Origin of the sequence: Brevundimonas sp. (genome assembly GCF_013912005.1) — a bacterium.
Classification (GTDB): domain Bacteria; phylum Pseudomonadota; class Alphaproteobacteria; order Caulobacterales; family Caulobacteraceae; genus Brevundimonas.
The window spans coordinates 132,636-147,808 of the sequence record NZ_JACESB010000002.1 but is presented as its reverse complement, the minus strand read 5'-3'; the positions used below and the strand labels follow the sequence as shown (position 1 = coordinate 147,808).

Below are 15,173 nucleotides of genomic sequence, written 5' to 3'. Positions count from 1 at the left end.
CTTCCCCGCCCCCGGCGCCGGATCAGCCGCCGGTGGTCGGGGCCGAGAAGTCGAACTGCTCCGGCCGCCGCTGGCCGGACCCGAAGCTCCACGTCAGGCCGATGTAGGCAGCCCGCCCGCCGAAGGTCTGGCTGGTGCGGTCGGTGAAACCCGGGGTGTCGAGGAAGATGGTCGCGCCGAACTCGTCGAAGACGTCGCGGACGGTGACCTGGAGGGACAGGTCCTTGTTGAGCTTCCGCCGGTAGCCGAGGTTGACCAGCTGCGCCGTCTCGCGAACCCCCTGGGCCAGCAGCTGGTCGCCGCTCCAGATGCCGGAGATCTGCAGGAAGTCGGCCTGGCTGGGCTGCCAGTTCAGGGTCAGACGGCCGGAGACGCTCTCGCCCTCGCGGTCGACGGCGCCGGGCAGGCCGGCGGCGTCGATCTCCTGCCGGAACAGGTTGACGCTGGCGTTGTAGCGCAGGGTCGGGTGCAGGGCGCCGTTGGCGACCAGTTCGACGCCGGTGGAGCGGCTGGAGCCGAGGTTCTCCGGCCGGCTCAGGAAGACCCCGTTGCCCAGATCGGTCGTGACCGGAGTGAAGGCGTCCTGCGTGTCGCGGTAGTAGAGCGTGGCCTGGTAGAAGGTCTGCTGCACCCGCTTCTGCCACATGGCCTCGAAGGAGTCGGTCTCCTGCGGCAGCAGGTCGGGATTGCCCGAGCGGTAGTTCAGGTTGTCCTGGTAGGTCAGGAAGGGGTTCAGGTCCTGCGGACCCGGACGCTGGATGCGGCGGCTGTAGCTGGCCCGCAGGCTCTCGCCCTCGGCGATCGTGTACGACAGGTGCAGGGTCGGATAGGCGCGGAAGTAGTCGTTCGAGGCCCGGACGCCGGTGGTCACCTGGTCGAGGTCGATGTTCGCCTGCTCGAGGCGCAGGCCGAACTGGGCCGACAGGGCCTCGCTGAAGGGCTTCTCCCAGGTGGCGTAGAGGGCGTGCACCGCCTGGTCGACGTGGAATTCGTTGGAGACGATCGGGTCGGGCGTCAGGGCGCCCGGCGCGGGTCCCCGGGCGACGGAGTTGTCGAGCTCCAGATCCAGCGCCTGCAGCTCGTAGCCGAGGCGCAGCCGGCCGCCGTCGGAGAGGGGGCGGACATAGGCGCTGGTGAGCCCCAGCTGGTTCTGGCGGTTGCGGTTCTCGACCTCCTCGTACGACAGGGGCGACGGCGGGATCCGCTGGTCGACCACGGTGTCGAAGCCGAAGCTGAAGCGGTTGCGGTCGTAACGCACCTCGTTGGACCACTCGTGGCCGGCGTCGTCGAAGCGGCGCAGCACCCGGGCGGAGCCGCCGGAGAACTGGCCGGAGAAGCCGCCGGCGGAGGTGCGGGTGTAGGCCGAGGCGAGACCGCCTCCGGCGGCGTCGGCCTCGTACAGGTCCTGGGCGTCGGCGAGGTTCTCGACCTCGACGTGGCGGACCTCGCCGGTGAGCTGGGTCCGGTCGTCGAGGTTGTGCTCGGCGGCGAGGCGGACGAAGACGTTGTCGGAATCGCCCTCGATGTCCTGCGACTGCCGCGCCTCAAGGAAGCGGCCCGAGGCGGAGTCGAGGCGGGTGCGAAGGCGCTCCACCTCCTGCAGGAAGGCGTCGTGGCGCATGCCGATGTCGGCCGACAGGGTGGTCTTGCCGCCGATCACATGGACGACGCCGCCGCCGAGGTTGTAGCGGCCGTTGTCGCCGATGTTGACGCGCAGCGAGCCGGTGGTCGTGTCGCCCGGCCGCACCGTGGTGGGTTTGGTGATCAGGTTGATGACGCCGCCCGAGCCTTCCGGGCTGTAGGCCGCCGAGGGGTTGGTCATCACCTCGATGCGCGCGTACTGGCTGGCCGGAATCTGCTGGACCATCTGGCCCCGGCTGGGGCCGTTGAACTGGGTGGACGGGCGGCCGTCGACGAGGATGGTGACGTTGGCGTCGCCGCGCAGGCTGACGTTGCCGTCCGGGTCGACCTCCACCGACGGCACATTGCGCAGGGCTTCGGCGAGGCTGCCGGTCTGGGCCTGCAGGTCGTCCGCAAGGCTGTAGCTGACCGAGTCGATCGAGGTGCGCACATCGCTGGCGCGGCCGGTGACCTGGACCTCGTCGAGACGGGCGGGCTCCTCGGCCGGCGCGGTTTCGGCGGCGACGGGGGCCTCGTCCTGCGCATCAGCGGACGCCGGCTGCGGCGCCGCCCGATCCTGCGCCGGGGCCGGCGCCGGCGACGGGGGCGCAGCGGTCTGGGCCAGGGCGGGCTGCGCCAGCCCCACGAGCGCGGCGCCGGCGAGGAGGAGGGTCCGGTAGGAAAACACGGGCGTCAAACCTTCAACGATACGCCGCCCGACAGAGCGCGGCCCCCATAAGGGCGGTAACAGCGGCCCGCAGGCGCCGACAGTTACTTCTCTGTCATGGACGATTACTTCTTCTTCATGTGCCGGCGAGCGGCCTCCGTCCCCGCAGCATGGATCCGCGACAGGATGTCCGGGCGATGTGGCGCGCATTCGATGTCCTCCGGTCCGGCCGTCCGTGCGGCCGTGCGGAGGAGGAAGGCGGAGGCCGGCGCGAGACGCATGAGCGGCGGATGAGCAATCGCTGAAACCGGCTCCCGCGGGCGGGGCGGCGGCCGTGCGGAGCCGGCTCTTTCGGCTTGGCGCGGCCCGCGGCGGCGGGCTAGCGTCGCGGCGAAGTCTGTCGGGAGCCTCTCCATGTCCATCCGCCTCACGCGCCGCGCGGCGCTGGCCTCCACCGCCGCCGTGGCCGGCGTCGCCCTGCCCGCGGTCGCGCATGCGCGCCGACCGGCCGACGACGCCGCCCTCGCGGCCGAGGTCGACGCCTTCGTGCGCCGGGCGATGGCGGCCTGGCCGGACCAGCCGGCGGTGTCGGTGGCGCTGGTGAAGGACGGACAGCCGCTGCTGACCCGCGGCTACGGGGTGCGCAAGCTGGGCGACCCCCGCCCGGTGGACGAGCACACCCGCTTCGCCATCGCCTCGAACACCAAGGCGGTGACCTGCGCGGCCCTCGCCATGCTGATCGACGAGGGCAAGGTGAAGTGGGACGCGCCGGTGCGGACCTGGCTGCCCGGCTTCCGCCTGTCGAAGCCCGAGCTGAACGACATGGTCACGGTGCGCGACCTGGTCAGCCACCGCATCGGCTTCGGCCTGGGGGCCGGCGACCTGCTGTTCTGGCCGAACAGCGACCGGACGCGGGCGGAGATCATGGCGGCGGTCGAGCACGTGCCGATCGAGGACCAGTTCCGCACCTCGTACCACTACTGCAACCTGATGTTCGTGGTGGCCGGCGAGGTGGTGGCCGCGGCCTCGGGGATGCCGTGGGAGGACTTCGTCCAGACCCGGATCCTGACCCCTCTCGGCATGACCGAAACCCTGCCGCTGATGACGGCGGCGGATCCGGCCAGCTCGGCCCTGCCGCACGGGCGGCTGGGGCCGCCGCTGCGCTACCAAGGCGAGATGCAGGTGCTGGCGGAGTCGATCCAGGAGGTCTGGGACTGGAGCGCGGCCGGGGCCGCCGGCGGCTTCGTCACCAATCCGGTGGACTGGGCGAAGTGGATCGCGGTGCAGCTGAACAAGGGAGTGCTCCCCGATGGAACGCGGCTGTGGTCCGAGGCCCGGGCCAACGAGATGTGGCGGCCGAACATCATCGTCTCCAGCTCGGGCGGGCCGACGCCGGACATGCCGGGCCGGTCGATCGCGGCCACCTACGCCACCGGCTGGCAGGTGATGGACTATCGCGGCGAGCGCTTCATCACCCACGGCGGCGGGGCGCCGGGATTCATCTCGGGCACGGTGCTGCTGCCGGGCCGCAACGCCGGCTTCAGCTTCTTCACCAACGGCGAGGAGGGCATGCTGACGCGCGCCCTGCGCAGCGGCATCGCCGACATCGTGATGGGCAAGGCGGACTTCGACTGGATCGCCGACGGCCAGCGGCTGGAGGCGGAGAACAATGCGAAGTCAATCGCGGCGGCGGCGGAGATCGACGCGAAGCAGGCGGCCGGGGCGGCGCCGTCGCTGCCGCTGGATGCCTATGCCGGAACGTGGCGCGACCCGTGGTACGGCGACATCCTCATCGAGCGCCGGAGCGAGGGCCTGTGGCTGGCCTTCAGCCGCACGCCCAGCCTGCAGGGCCCGCTGGAAACCTACGACGGCGAGACGATGCGCACGCGCTTCCCGGACCGGCGGGAGGAGGACGTGCTCGTCACCTTCGCGCTGGAGAACGGCCGGCCGGCGACCGCGACCATGAAGGCTGTCAGTCCGGACGCGGACTTTTCGTACGACTTCCACGACCTGCGGCTGCGGAAGGCGTGAGCAGCCGGTGCTACGCGCTCCCGCCTGCCCCCGCTGTCGTCGCCTCGTTCCCGTGGTCCGGACCCAGTGGCGGCTGGGTAGCCCGTTCGCCTGCAAGGGATGCGGCGAGCGGCTCGTCGTGCCGAAATCCAACGCCTTCGGTCTCGGTTTCGGGCTGGTCGCGATCTTCTGGCTGCTTCGACACCGGTTCCCCGATGCCTGGGGCGGGCAGGTCGGCCTGTTCGTCCTGATGCTGACGCTTGGCCTGCCGCTTACGTGGTGGGTGAGCCGTGTAGAGCTCGCCGACTGATCACTGCCCGCCGCGCCGCCCGGCCTCGAGGATCGGCATGCCGGCCTCGGTGGGGATGTAGATGACCTCGCGACCCTGCTTGCCGGCGGTCTCCTCGAGCATGTGGATGTAGGACCAGCGCAGGTAGTTCTCGGGGCCGCCGAGGCTCTGGGCCATGATGCGGTTGGCCTCGTTGGTGCCGCGCGCCCGCTCGATCTCGGCCTGGGCGGTGAGGCGGGCCGAATCCAGCGCGGCCTGGGCCTCCAGCACCCGGATGCGGCGGTCCTGCACCGCCTGCTCATAGGCGGCCTTGCCGGCCATCTGCTTCGAATAGACGTTGTAGGTCGGCAGGCCGATGAGGATCAGCGCCCCCACCACCGCCAGAACGATGATCGAACCGATGGTGACCCCTGCGCCGCGCATGTGCCCTGTCCCTTGCCTGCGGACCGTCTCCGCGCATCCAGCCTCTTCAAGCCGCGCCCCCGGGTCAAGGCCGGCGGTTCAGCGGACCAGCTCCAGCAGTTCGAGCTTCGACTCCACCCGCGGCCACGGGATGGCCAGACGCCAGCGCCCGGGTCCGACCCGCTCGAAGACCCCGACCTGGTCGCGGTCCGGCGTCTCGCCGTAGGCGGGCCGCCCGCCCTCGTCGTGACCCCCGGCCTCCGCCCCGACGAAGACGAGGCGACGCTCCGTGTCCGGATAGAGGAGGCCGCGCGTGCGCTGCGAACCGCTGGTCCTGGCCAGGACCAGATCGCCGCCCGGCGTCAGTTCGACGGTGCAGCGGAACCACGGAGAGCGGACGAAACCGGGGCCCTCGGGCCGGTTCGAGCCGAGCTTGAGGGTGCGGCAACGGTAGTCGCCCGGCGCCGGCTGCAGCCGGCCGGCCAGGCCGGCGTTCGGATCCACCAGCGGTCCGAGCGCCTCGACCTCGCCGGCGAACCCCTTGTCCTCGGCCTCGGCCCGGGCCAGCCGCCAGGCCTGGTCCAGGCGGCCGAGCCGCGAGGCGTCGGCGGCCGAAACCACTTCGCGCCAGTTCGCCGGGCCGGCCTTCGGTTCCGCTGCGGCGTCGGAGGCGGGCGGGGCGGCGCCGCCCCCCGCCGGCGGGTCCGCGGGCGACGGCGCTGTCCGGGGCGAAGTCGCGGAGCCGGAAGCCGGCGGAGGAGCGGGTTCGTCACACGCGACGAGGAGAAGGAAGGCGGCGAGCGACGTCGCGGTCCGCATGGGCAGGCTCCGGCTGGCTGAGCAGCAGGAACGGCCGGCGAAGGAGCCGGTTCAGGCGGGGACCAGCTCGATGAGATCGAGGTTCGACTCGTTCTGCGGCCACGGGATGACCAGCCGCCAGCGGCGTTCGCCGATGCGCTCCAGTACGGCGACCAGGTCGCGGTCGGGCCGGGCCCCGTAGGAGTTGGCCGCCGGTTCCGAAGCGAGCGACATCGACCCGAGCAGGATCATGCGCCGGTCGTCCTCGGGGAACAGCAGCCCCGCGGGGCGTTGGCTGCCGGTCAGCTTGACGAACTTCAGCCCGTTCGGGGTCTGCTCGATGCGGCAGCCGAACCAGCCGTAGACGACATAGCCGAGCCCCCCCTCGCCGCCCTGGGAGCCCAGCTTCACCGTGCGGCAGCGATAGTCGCCGACGGGCGGCGTAACGCCGGGACGGGCGGCGTCGGGATCAATCAGCTCTCCGAGGCTTCCCAGATCGCCGGAGCCGCGCTGCCGACGGGCCTGCTCGAGGGCCAGGCTCCAGGCGGCGTCGATCCGCTCGTGGCGATCCCGGTCGAAGGCGGTGACGATCCCGCGCCAGTCGCGCAGGACGGGGCCGGCGCCGGGTCCTCCGGGCGGAGGCGGCGGCGGGGGGGTGGAGGCGCAGGCGGTCACCGCCAGGGCGAGGGCGGCGGCGAGGACGGTCGGCCGGAGCAGACGAGGCATGGGCGCTCCCGGTCAGAGGCTGAGGCGTGCTCGCCCGTTGGACCGGTCGGCGCTGCCCGCGTCAACCCGGTTCGCGCACGAGGACCCCTCGCGCGGCCGATCCCGCGGCGGGCGATCAGCCCTCTTCGACGGGAGCCTCGGCCTTGCGGCGCGGCGCGCGGCGGCGCGGGGCCGGGGCGGCCTCGGCCTCGCCGGCGTCGCCTTCGGCGGGCGCGGCGGTCAGGGTCGGACGGGTCAGGAAGCCCGGCAGGGCGGCCGGAGCCTCCTCGGCGGACTCCTCCCGGCGAGGACGGCGGGCGCCGCGCTCGCGGGACGGACGCGCCTCGGCCTCGACCTCGACCTCGACGGGAGCCGGGGCCGTCTCCTCGCGGGACTCGCCCGACGCCGCGTCGGACTCGCCGCCTTCGCCGCGTTCGGCCTCGAACCGGCGATTGCGCTCCTCGCGGCGGCGCTCCCAGCGCTCGCGGCGGCTCTCGCGGCGGCCGCCCTCGCGGGTCTCGCCCTCGGCCTCGGCCCGCGGCTCGCGGTCGTCGCGATCCCGGCTGTCGCGATCGCGGCCGTCCCGGCGTTCGCTGTCCTGACGCGGGTCGTTGCGGCGCTCGTCCTGCTCGCGCTGGCGACGCTCCTGTTCGGCGGCGCGGTCGGCCTCGGCCTGCTGCGCGGCGAGGATGGCCGCGGCCTGGGCCCCGGACTCGTCCTCGAAATCGATGTCGAAGCCCTGGCCGGCCAGCTCGCGCTGGGCGATCTCGCTCACCGGGCGCTGCGGCTGCAGGGCCCGCAGGACGCGGAAATAGTGCTCGGCGTGCTGGGTGTAGTTCTCCGCCAGCACCCGGTCGCCCGAGGCGGCGGCGTCGCGCGCCAGCTGCATGTAGCGCTCATAGACCGTCTGGGCGTTGCCGCGGACCTTGATGTTCTCGGGGCCCTGCGAGTCCCACGAACGGTTCGGATTGGTGGCGTTGGCGTTGCCGCCGCCCGGCTTCCTGTTGCGTCCGCGCTGACGCTTCATGCCCTTGAAATCTCTCATCGGACGCTACCGTGCCTCGGTGGGTAAGGGCGGACCGGAGCGCGGGGCGCCCGGGACCGTCCGTCTTCGTCTTCCGCTTCGGTCGGGGCCCATCCCCGCTGACGATGTGATCGGAATTCGGGTCGTCGCCCTGTGGTCCGCCGGGCGACCGGCCCGACCGTCACTGCCCTGGACGCGCGCGCGGCAGAACCTTCAGCGGTTCGGGCGTGCGGTTTGGGTGGGAGACCATGCAGACTTAGCGCGGGATTGCGGCGTTTCCAAGAGGCTTTCGCGCGGTCGCCGCCCTCGCCGCGACGACGGCCGCGCGGCGGCCGAGCCCGCCGCGGCGGCGCCTGCTACATCTTGGGTATGGGGTTCGTCCGCGGGTCGGGGCCGTTGGTGACCACCCGGTCCCGGTCCGAGAGGTCCTTGACCACGATCACGTCGGCGAACCCGGCCTGTTCGAACAGCGCCTTCACCTGCGGACCCTGGTCCCAGCCGATCTCGACCGCGAAGACGCCGCCGGGCCGGAGGATGCGGCGGATTTCCGGGGCCAGCTCGCGATAGGCCTGCAGGCCGTCGGGACCGCCGTCGAGGGCGAGGTGCGGGTCGTGGTCGCGCACCTCCGGGTCGAGACCGGCGATGTCGGCGGTGGGGATGTAGGGCGGATTGGACACCACCAGGTCGAAGCTGTGGTCGCCGAAGCCGGTCGCCCACTCGGTGCGGATGAAGTCGCACCGGCCGTCGAGATCGAGGTTGGCGGCGTTCTCCCGCGCCACCGCCAGCGCCTCGCTCGACACGTCCGTGCCCACGCCGCGGGCGCCGGCCCGCTCGGCCAGGGTGGCCAGCAGGATGGCCCCGGAGCCGGTGCCGAGATCGATCATGGTGAAGGCCTCGTGCGGGGCGAAGGCCAGCATGACGACGTCGAGGATGGCCTCCGTGTCGGGGCGGGGGCTGAGCACGTCCGGGGTGACGTTCAGCATGATCTTCCAGAAGCCCTTGCGGCCGAGGATGCGCGACACCGGCTCGCGGCGCAGGCGGCGCTCCACATAGCCGTCGAGGGTGGCCTGCTGCTCCGGGGTCACCGCGCGGTAGGGGTCGGTGAGGATATCGGTGCGGGTGCAGCCGGCGGCGACCTCGAGCAGCAGGCGGGCGTCGATCGAGGGGCTGTCGATGCGGCCGGCCTTGAGCCGCGACTGGGCGGCCTTCCAGGCGGACAGCAGGGTCGGGGCGGGAGCGGCGTCGGTCATCCCCGACGCTTGGCGCGCGCGGGCGCGGATTTCAAGCCGGGCGGCAGGACGGAACGGGCCGCGAGCGCAGCCGTTGTCGCGGCGATGAAGCGACAGTCGGGACGAAGGGCCGGCCCGGGCCTGTGGGGCGTGGTCGGCGCGGTGGCCGGGGGTCTGGCGGCCGGCGCCGGAGCGGCGCACCTGCTGTACACCCGCGGCCACAAGTACGGGCTGGAGCTGCGGCCGGCGCGGCCGGAGCCGACCCGGCCCGCCGCGCCTGTGCCCGAGGACTTCGAGGCGAAGGAGCCGGGCCGCGGCCGTCTGGCGGACCGGCCGGAGCGCATTCCGCACCGCGGCTGGGTCGACATCGCCTGGCGGGTGGCGGGCTCCTACTTCGGCGACCGGGTCGGCTTCGTCGCCGGCGGCGTGACCTTCTTCGTGGTCCTGTCGCTGTTCCCGACCCTCGCGGCCTTCGTCACCATCTACGGCCTGTTCGCCGATCCGTACGACGCATGGAGCCGGCTGCAATTCCTGTACTCCGTGCTCCCCGGGCCGGTGGCCGAATTCATCGGCGGCGAGATGCAGCGGCTGGCGGAGAACTCCGCCAGCGAGCTGACCTTCACCCTCGTCTGGACCCTGGCCCTGTCGCTGTGGACCGCGAACGGGGCGATCAAGGTGCTCTTCTACGGGCTCAACGTCGCCTATCACGAGGTCGAGCGGCGCAACATCGTGCGCTACAACCTGGTCTGCATGGCCTTCACGGTGTCCGGACTCGGCGCCGTGCTGCTGGCCGCGGCCCTGGTGGTCGGGGTGCCGGTGGTGCTGGGCGTGTTCGGCCTCGCCGAGGAGTGGGCCTATCTGGCGCCGTTCCGCTGGCCGGTGCTGCTGCTGGTCTATGTGGCGGCCCTGACCGTGGTTTACGCCTTCGGGCCCTGCCGGGCGCGGGCGCGCTGGCGCTGGCTGACCCCCGGCGCGATCTTCGCCGCCCTGCTCAGCCTGGCCCTGTCGCTGGGCTTCAGCTGGTACCTGCAGACCTTCGTCCGCACCGCCTCCTACGGCCCCCTGGCGGCGATGATGGGCTTCCTGCTGTGGACCTGGCTGAGCGTGCAGATCATCCTGATGGGCGCCGAGCTGAACGCCGAGACCGAACACCAGACGGCGCTCGACACCACCACCGGCGCGCCCAGGCCGATCGGGGAGCGGGGCGCGGTGATGGCCGACAGCATCGGGCCGCGGCGCGGCAATCCGGCGGCCCTGGCCTTCACCCTGAAACACGCCGAGGCGCTCTCCGACCGGCTGCTGAAGCGCCGGATCCGGCCGCCGGGCTGACCGTCAGGCGAATTCCGCCTCGAGGTCGGCGAGGCGCGCGGCCTGGTCCTCGGCGATCAGGGCGTCCAGCACCGGGTCGAGGTCGCCCTCGAGGATCTGCGGCAGGCTGTGCAGGGTCAGGCCGATGCGGTGATCGGTGACCCGCCCTTGCGGGAAGTTGTAGGTGCGGATGCGCTCGGAGCGGTCGCCGGAGCCGACCTGCGACTTGCGGGCGTCGGAGCGGGCCTTGTCCTTCTCCTGCCGCTGCATGTCGTAGAGCCGGACGCGCAGGTTCTTCATCGCCTTGTCGCGGTTCACGTGCTGCGACTTCTCCGACGAGGTCACCACGATCCCGGTCGGCAGGTGGGTGATGCGGACCGCGGAATCCGTCTTGTTGACGTGCTGGCCGCCGGCGCCGGAGCTCCGGTAGGTGTCGATGCGGATGTCCTGGTCGCGGATCTCGATCTCGACATCCTCCACCTCGGGCAGGACCGCCACGGTGGCGGCCGAGGTGTGGATGCGGCCGCCGGCCTCGGTGACCGGCACGCGCTGCACCCGGTGCACGCCGCTCTCGAACTTCAGGCGGCCGAAGACGCCCTCGCCGGTGATGGTGGCGACGATCTCCTTGTAGCCGCCGGCCTCGCCCTCGGAGACGCTGTCGATCTCGACCCGCCAGCCGCGCGACTGGGCGTAGCGCGAGTACATGCGGAACAGGTCGCCGGCGAACAGGGCCGCCTCGTCGCCGCCGGTGCCGGCGCGCACCTCGAGCACGGCCGAGGCGTTCTCGTCGGCGTCGCGCGGGGCCAGCAGCAGGGCGACCTGACGCTCCAGCTCCGGCAGCCGGTCCTTCAGCGCCTGCAGCTCGTCGGCGGCCATCTCGGCCATTTCCGGATCGTCGGCCATCGCCTCGAGATCGGCCATCTCGGCGCGGGCGCGGGCGAGGCCCTGCACCGCGTCGGCCACGGGCTTCAGCTCGGCGTGCTCCTTCGACAGGCGCACGATCTCGGCGCCGTCGGTCGCCGCGCCCATGCGCGCCTCCACCTCGTGGAAGCGGTCGAGCACCTGATCGAGCCGGGCCTGGGGAAGTCGCAACGCGTGAGCCTCTCTGACGGGAGGGCGTCCTTACCCCGTCGGGCGCATTCCTGTCGATGCGGCGGCGGGCGGGAGGCTCTTGCGGTCCGCCCCTCGCCGCGTCATCGATGGCGGGCGGCGCCGGACCGCGCACGCGGCTGGGCGCCATGGACACCTTTCTGCTCTTCCTGCTGGTCGGGGTGGTGGCGCAGGCCGTCGACGGCGCCCTGGGCATGGCCTACGGCGTGATCTCCTCCTCGGTGCTGCTGGCCTTCGGGGTGCCGCCGGCCATGGCCTCGGCGAGCGTCCACGGAGCCGAGGTCTTCACCACCGCGGCGTCGGCGGGCAGCCATGTCGCGCACCGCAATGTCGACTGGCGGCTGTGCCTGCCGCTGGCGGCGGCGGGCGTGGTCGGCGGCGGCCTCGGCGCCTTCGTGCTCACCGGCGTTCCCGGCGAGACGATCAAGCCCTGGGTGATCGCCTATCTGGCGCTGATGGGGGTCTACATCCTGTGGCGGAGCCGGCGGGAGCTGCCGCTGCGCCGCCTGCGGCGGCGATGGGTCGCCCCGCTGGGTCTGGTCGGCGGCTTCCTCGACGCCGTCGGCGGCGGCGGCTGGGGGCCGAGCGTCTCGTCCACCCTGGTCGGCGCAGGTCAGGAGCCCCGGCGGGCCATCGGCACCGCCAACACCGCGGAGTTCTTCGTCACCGTGGCCATCAGCTCCGCCTTCGTCTGGGCGCTGGCCACCGGCCACTGGCGCGAGGCCGGGGCGCTGCAGAACCACGCCGCGGCGATCGCGGGACTGGTGGTCGGCGGCCTGGTCGCGGCGCCGTTCGCCGGCTGGATCGTCAAGCGCGTGCCCCGGCGCGTTCTGGCCCTGGCGGTGGGCGTCCTGCTGGTCGGCCTCGCCCTCTTCCAGGCGCTGCAACTGGCCGGGGTGATCTGAGGCTCAGGCGTCCGGGCGGGTGGCCGCGAAGCCGGGCCGCGCCTCAAGCGCCGCCTGCAGGGCGGTCAGCCGGGGCCGGCCGGTCCGCCAGTCGTATTCCGGGTGGCGGAAGTCGGTCCAGGTCAGGACGCAGCCCGTGGCGATCACGCCCAGATCGAGCCGGTCGGCCGACAGGTCGGCGGCCTCCAGCGCGTCGAACGAGCGGCCCAGCCGGTCGCGCCAGCGTTCGATCCACGCCGGCGACCGCTCGTGCTCGGGGCGGCGCTTCTCGAGCACCCATTTGACGCCCATCTCCATGGCCCCGTCGGCCAGGGTCTCGAGACGCCGCACCGCCAGCCGCTCCGGCCCGGACGCCGGCAGCAGGCGCGGCCCTGTCCCCTGCTCGTCGAGGTACTCGCAGATCAGCGGACTGTCGGTGATCGGCAGGCCGTCGGCGGCGATCAGGGCCGGCACCTGGTCCAGCGGATTGCAGGCGGCCAGCTCGGGCGCCGTGCCGTAGAGATCGACCACGACCTCCTCCACCCGCGCCGCCAGCCCCTTCTCGCGGGCGACGATCCGGCATTTCCGGGCGTAGGGAGACGGGATGGTGATGTAGAGCTTCATGTCTTCTCCGGGAGCCTATTCCGCGGCCGCCGGGGCCAGCGACGCCGCGCGGGCCGCTTCCAGCTCGGCCGCCTTCTCCTCCACCCGGGCGACGATCTCGTCGATCATGCCGGCGTTGGCCTGTTTGCCGGCGATCTTGCCGTTCAGGTACATCATGCCGGAACCCGCCCCGCCTCCGGTGAAGCCGACGTCGGTGTAGAGGGCCTCGCCGGGGCCGTTGACCACGCAGCCGATGATCGACAGCGACATCGGGGTGGTAACGTGGGCCAGCCGCTCCTCGAGAATGCCGACCGTCCCGATGACGTCGAAGCCCTGCCGGGCGCAGGACGGGCAGGCGATGATGTTGACGCCGCGGTGGCGCAGGCCCAGCGACTTGAGGATGTCGAAGCCGACCTTGATCTCCTCGACCGGATCGGCGGCGAGGCTGACGCGGATGGTGTCGCCGATGCCGCTCCAGAGCAGCATGCCCAGGCCGATCGACGACTTGATGGTGCCGGTGCGCAGCGGTCCCGCCTCGGTCACCCCCAGGTGCAGCGGGCAGTCGATGACCTCGGCCAGCTGCTGGTAGGCGGCGACGGTGAGGAAGGGGTCGGAGGCCTTCACCGAGATCTTGAACTCGTGGAAGTCGTGGTCCTGCAGGATGCGGGCGTGGTTGAGCGCGCTCTCGACCATGGCCTCGGGGCAGGGCTCGCCGTACTTCTCCAGCAGCTCGCGCTCCAGGGACCCGGCGTTGACGCCGATGCGCATCGAGCAGCCGTGGTCCTTGGCCGCCTGCACGACCTCGCGGACCCGGTCGGGCGAGCCGATGTTGCCGGGGTTGATGCGCAGGCAGGCGGCCCCAGCCTGCGCCGCCTCGACGCCGCGGCGGTAGTGGAAGTGGATGTCGGCCACCAGCGGGACGCGGGCCTCGCGGGCGATGGTCCGGAAGGCGGCGGTGGAGTCCTCGTCGGGGCAGGAGACGCGGACGATGTCGGCCCCCGCCTCCTCGAGCCGGCGGATCTGCTCGAGGGTCGCCGCAGCGTCGGCCGTCGGCGTGTTGGTCATCGACTGCACGGTGATCGGCGCGTCGCCGCCCACGGGGACGCTTCCGACCATGATCTGGCGCGACGTGCGGCGCCCGATGTGGCGCCAGGGACGGACGTGGGTGTGATCGAGGCTCATGCGGGGGCGAACATAGGCGCACGATTGCGGCATGGCCACGACCCGGCGGTCGCAGACTCAGCCGCCGGCGGTGGCGCCCCCCAAAGACGGAACCGGGGCGGTCTGCAGTTGCGCCTGGTCGCGGACCTGTTCGCTCGCCCGCGTCGCCGCGGCGCGCGCCGCCTCGGCCCGGGCGGCCACCTCGGCGGCGGCCTGGCGAGCCAGGTGGTGGGCGCGGGTGTTCAGCTGGGCCAGGGGCGTCAGACTGGCCTCCAGCGGGCCGCCGTGCTCGCCGTTCAGATAGACGTCGAAGGCCGAGGGGTCGGACACGTCGACCGTGGCGGAAACCCCGACCGGGGCCCGCCAGGCGTCGCCGGCCGCCAGCTGCCGGGCGAACAGGACGCGGCCGTCGGCCATGCGCACCACGAGACTGGCGGCCTTGCGGGCCTGGATGACCACCTGGGAGGCGCTGGCCGAGGCGCCGTAGATGGCGCCGCGCGGATTGAACGCCTTCTGCACCGGCGGCGCGGCGTCCGCCGCCGCGGCCAGGGCCTCGGGCGAGGCAGGATCGATCCCGGTCAGCTGGGCCTCCAGCCCGGGCGTGACGTAGAGGGCCGGGACGGTCTGGTCCGGCGGCGCCGGGTGCGGGGCGCTCAGCCGCATCAGCTCGCCCTGGCCGGGCACCTCGCCCACGCGCCAGCTCTCCGGCACCTCGGCGATGTCGGACGGCTGCGGCGCCCGCATCAGGCTGACGCGCTGGAACACGTTCCAGCCGACGACGGCGATGACCAGGGCCAGGCCGGCGGCGATGACGCGCGGCGAATAGCGGCGGACTTCCTCGAAGGCCACGCCGACCGGCGGCTGCAGCGGCACGGAGGGATCGGGGGTCTCGCCCTTGAACCGCTCGACCGCCAGCTGTTCGTCGAGGCCGAGCGCGGCGGCGTAGGCGCGGACGTAGCCGATCGAGAAGACGCGGTTGGGCAGGACCGAATAGTCGTTCTGCTCGAGCGCCGTGAGATAGCGGGCCGGCACCCGGGTGACGCTGGACAGTTCGGCGAGGGTGCGTCCGGAGCGTTCCCGGGCGTCCCGGAGACCGTCGCCCAGGGTCGGGGCGTCGGTGATGGGCGGCATGACGTCCCGCCAGTCCGTCTGCGCCTCGTGCCCGTCCGGGCTCCTGCCCGTTTCCAGCGCCATGAAAGCCCACCCAACGCTCGACGGCGCGGAACGCCCGCCCGCCGTACTCGAACCCGGGCCCTGTACCATATCGGGATGACAGTCCGGCGCCGCCCCCGCGGCTGGTCCGGGTTCGCCTTGTGGATAACTCATTCCCGTCGACCGATCAACGATTTATTAAACATCCCCC

14 protein-coding genes are annotated in these 15,173 nt (G+C 72.6%); 4 read left to right on the top strand and 10 right to left on the bottom strand.

What is annotated here, in order from left to right; genetic code table 11:
* Positions 1–22: 22 nt before the first annotated feature.
* Positions 23–2,308: an outer membrane beta-barrel family protein gene (locus tag H2038_RS02580; RefSeq protein WP_292108909.1), complete on the bottom strand. Its 2,286-nt coding sequence runs from the start codon at positions 2,306–2,308 to the stop codon at positions 23–25.
* Positions 2,309–2,701: 393 nt separating this feature from the next.
* Between H2038_RS02580 and H2038_RS02575 the strand changes: the two genes are divergently transcribed.
* Entirely contained in the window at positions 2,702–4,318 is a 1,617-nt protein-coding gene (locus H2038_RS02575) for a serine hydrolase (RefSeq protein ID WP_292108907.1), read from the top strand.
* 52 nt (positions 4,319–4,370) lie between these two features.
* Entirely contained in the window at positions 4,371–4,607 is a 237-nt protein-coding gene (locus H2038_RS02570; protein WP_292108906.1) for a hypothetical protein, read from the top strand.
* Here the strand turns inward: H2038_RS02570 and H2038_RS02565 are convergent, their stop codons facing one another.
* The 5 genes from H2038_RS02565 to prmC form a co-directional block, all read right to left on the bottom strand.
* Complete coding sequence (locus tag H2038_RS02565) at positions 4,608–5,009, bottom strand: hypothetical protein (protein WP_292108904.1); 402 nt, start codon at positions 5,007–5,009, stop codon at positions 4,608–4,610.
* 78 nt (positions 5,010–5,087) lie between these two features.
* On the bottom strand, positions 5,088–5,609 hold the full coding sequence (locus H2038_RS02560) for a DUF4893 domain-containing protein (RefSeq protein ID WP_292108903.1): 522 nt from the start codon (positions 5,607–5,609) through the stop codon (positions 5,088–5,090).
* 249 nt (positions 5,610–5,858) lie between these two features.
* Positions 5,859–6,512, bottom strand: coding sequence for a DUF4893 domain-containing protein (locus H2038_RS02555; protein WP_292108902.1), 654 nt, complete (start codon positions 6,510–6,512; stop codon positions 5,859–5,861).
* A 115-nt stretch (positions 6,513–6,627) separates the two neighbouring features.
* On the bottom strand, positions 6,628–7,536 hold the full coding sequence (locus tag H2038_RS02550; RefSeq protein ID WP_292108901.1) for a DUF4167 domain-containing protein: 909 nt from the start codon (positions 7,534–7,536) through the stop codon (positions 6,628–6,630).
* A gap of 335 nt (positions 7,537–7,871) precedes the next feature.
* Positions 7,872–8,765, bottom strand: a complete 894-nt coding sequence (prmC, locus tag H2038_RS02545; protein ID WP_292108900.1) for a peptide chain release factor N(5)-glutamine methyltransferase — start codon at positions 8,763–8,765, stop codon at positions 7,872–7,874.
* An 84-nt stretch (positions 8,766–8,849) separates the two neighbouring features.
* Here prmC and H2038_RS02540 point away from each other — a divergent pair, with 84 nt between their 5' ends.
* The gene (locus H2038_RS02540) at positions 8,850–10,073 is read left to right on the top strand and encodes a YihY/virulence factor BrkB family protein (protein WP_292108899.1); all 1,224 of its coding nucleotides are present in this window, start codon (positions 8,850–8,852) and stop codon (positions 10,071–10,073) included.
* 3 nt (positions 10,074–10,076) lie between these two features.
* Here the strand turns inward: H2038_RS02540 and prfA are convergent, their stop codons facing one another.
* On the bottom strand, positions 10,077–11,144 hold the full coding sequence (gene prfA, locus H2038_RS02535) for a peptide chain release factor 1 (protein ID WP_292108897.1): 1,068 nt from the start codon (positions 11,142–11,144) through the stop codon (positions 10,077–10,079).
* A 146-nt stretch (positions 11,145–11,290) separates the two neighbouring features.
* Between prfA and H2038_RS02530 the strand changes: the two genes are divergently transcribed.
* Positions 11,291–12,067 (top strand): sulfite exporter TauE/SafE family protein, encoded by a 777-nt coding sequence (locus H2038_RS02530; protein ID WP_292108895.1) that lies wholly within the window; start codon positions 11,291–11,293, stop codon positions 12,065–12,067.
* A 3-nt stretch (positions 12,068–12,070) separates the two neighbouring features.
* On the opposite strand, the gene H2038_RS02525 is transcribed toward H2038_RS02530, so the two are convergent.
* From H2038_RS02525 to H2038_RS02515, 3 genes are read right to left on the bottom strand one after another with little or no spacing between them, the layout of a single operon-like run.
* Positions 12,071–12,670 carry a glutathione S-transferase N-terminal domain-containing protein gene (locus tag H2038_RS02525; RefSeq protein WP_292108894.1) on the bottom strand — a complete coding sequence of 200 codons (600 nt, stop codon included), beginning with the start codon at positions 12,668–12,670 and terminating at the stop codon, positions 12,071–12,073.
* Positions 12,671–12,685: 15 nt separating this feature from the next.
* Entirely contained in the window at positions 12,686–13,831 is a 1,146-nt protein-coding gene (ispG, locus tag H2038_RS02520; RefSeq protein ID WP_292108892.1) for a flavodoxin-dependent (E)-4-hydroxy-3-methylbut-2-enyl-diphosphate synthase, read from the bottom strand.
* Between the two features lie 57 nt (positions 13,832–13,888).
* Positions 13,889–15,004 (bottom strand): helix-turn-helix domain-containing protein, encoded by a 1,116-nt coding sequence (locus H2038_RS02515; protein WP_292108890.1) that lies wholly within the window; start codon positions 15,002–15,004, stop codon positions 13,889–13,891.
* Positions 15,005–15,173: the final 169 nt, after the last annotated feature.

What these genes read in the sequence shown, in the direction of transcription:
- H2038_RS02575 (WP_292108907.1), top strand. Translation starts at nt 2,702, where the DNA reads ATGTCCATCCGCCTCACGCGCCGCGCGGCGCTGGCCTCCACCGCCGCC.
- H2038_RS02565 (WP_292108904.1), bottom strand. Translation starts at nt 5,009, where the DNA reads ATGCGCGGCGCAGGGGTCACCATCGGTTCGATCATCGTTCTGGCGGTG.
- H2038_RS02555 (WP_292108902.1), bottom strand. Translation starts at nt 6,512, where the DNA reads ATGCCTCGTCTGCTCCGGCCGACCGTCCTCGCCGCCGCCCTCGCCCTG.
- H2038_RS02550 (WP_292108901.1), bottom strand. Translation starts at nt 7,536, where the DNA reads ATGAGAGATTTCAAGGGCATGAAGCGTCAGCGCGGACGCAACAGGAAG.
- prmC (WP_292108900.1), bottom strand. Translation starts at nt 8,765, where the DNA reads ATGACCGACGCCGCTCCCGCCCCGACCCTGCTGTCCGCCTGGAAGGCC.
- H2038_RS02540 (WP_292108899.1), top strand. Translation starts at nt 8,850, where the DNA reads ATGAAGCGACAGTCGGGACGAAGGGCCGGCCCGGGCCTGTGGGGCGTG.
- H2038_RS02530 (WP_292108895.1), top strand. Translation starts at nt 11,291, where the DNA reads ATGGACACCTTTCTGCTCTTCCTGCTGGTCGGGGTGGTGGCGCAGGCC.
- H2038_RS02525 (WP_292108894.1), bottom strand. Translation starts at nt 12,670, where the DNA reads ATGAAGCTCTACATCACCATCCCGTCTCCCTACGCCCGGAAATGCCGG.
- ispG (WP_292108892.1), bottom strand. Translation starts at nt 13,831, where the DNA reads ATGAGCCTCGATCACACCCACGTCCGTCCCTGGCGCCACATCGGGCGC.
- H2038_RS02515 (WP_292108890.1), bottom strand. Translation starts at nt 15,004, where the DNA reads ATGGCGCTGGAAACGGGCAGGAGCCCGGACGGGCACGAGGCGCAGACG.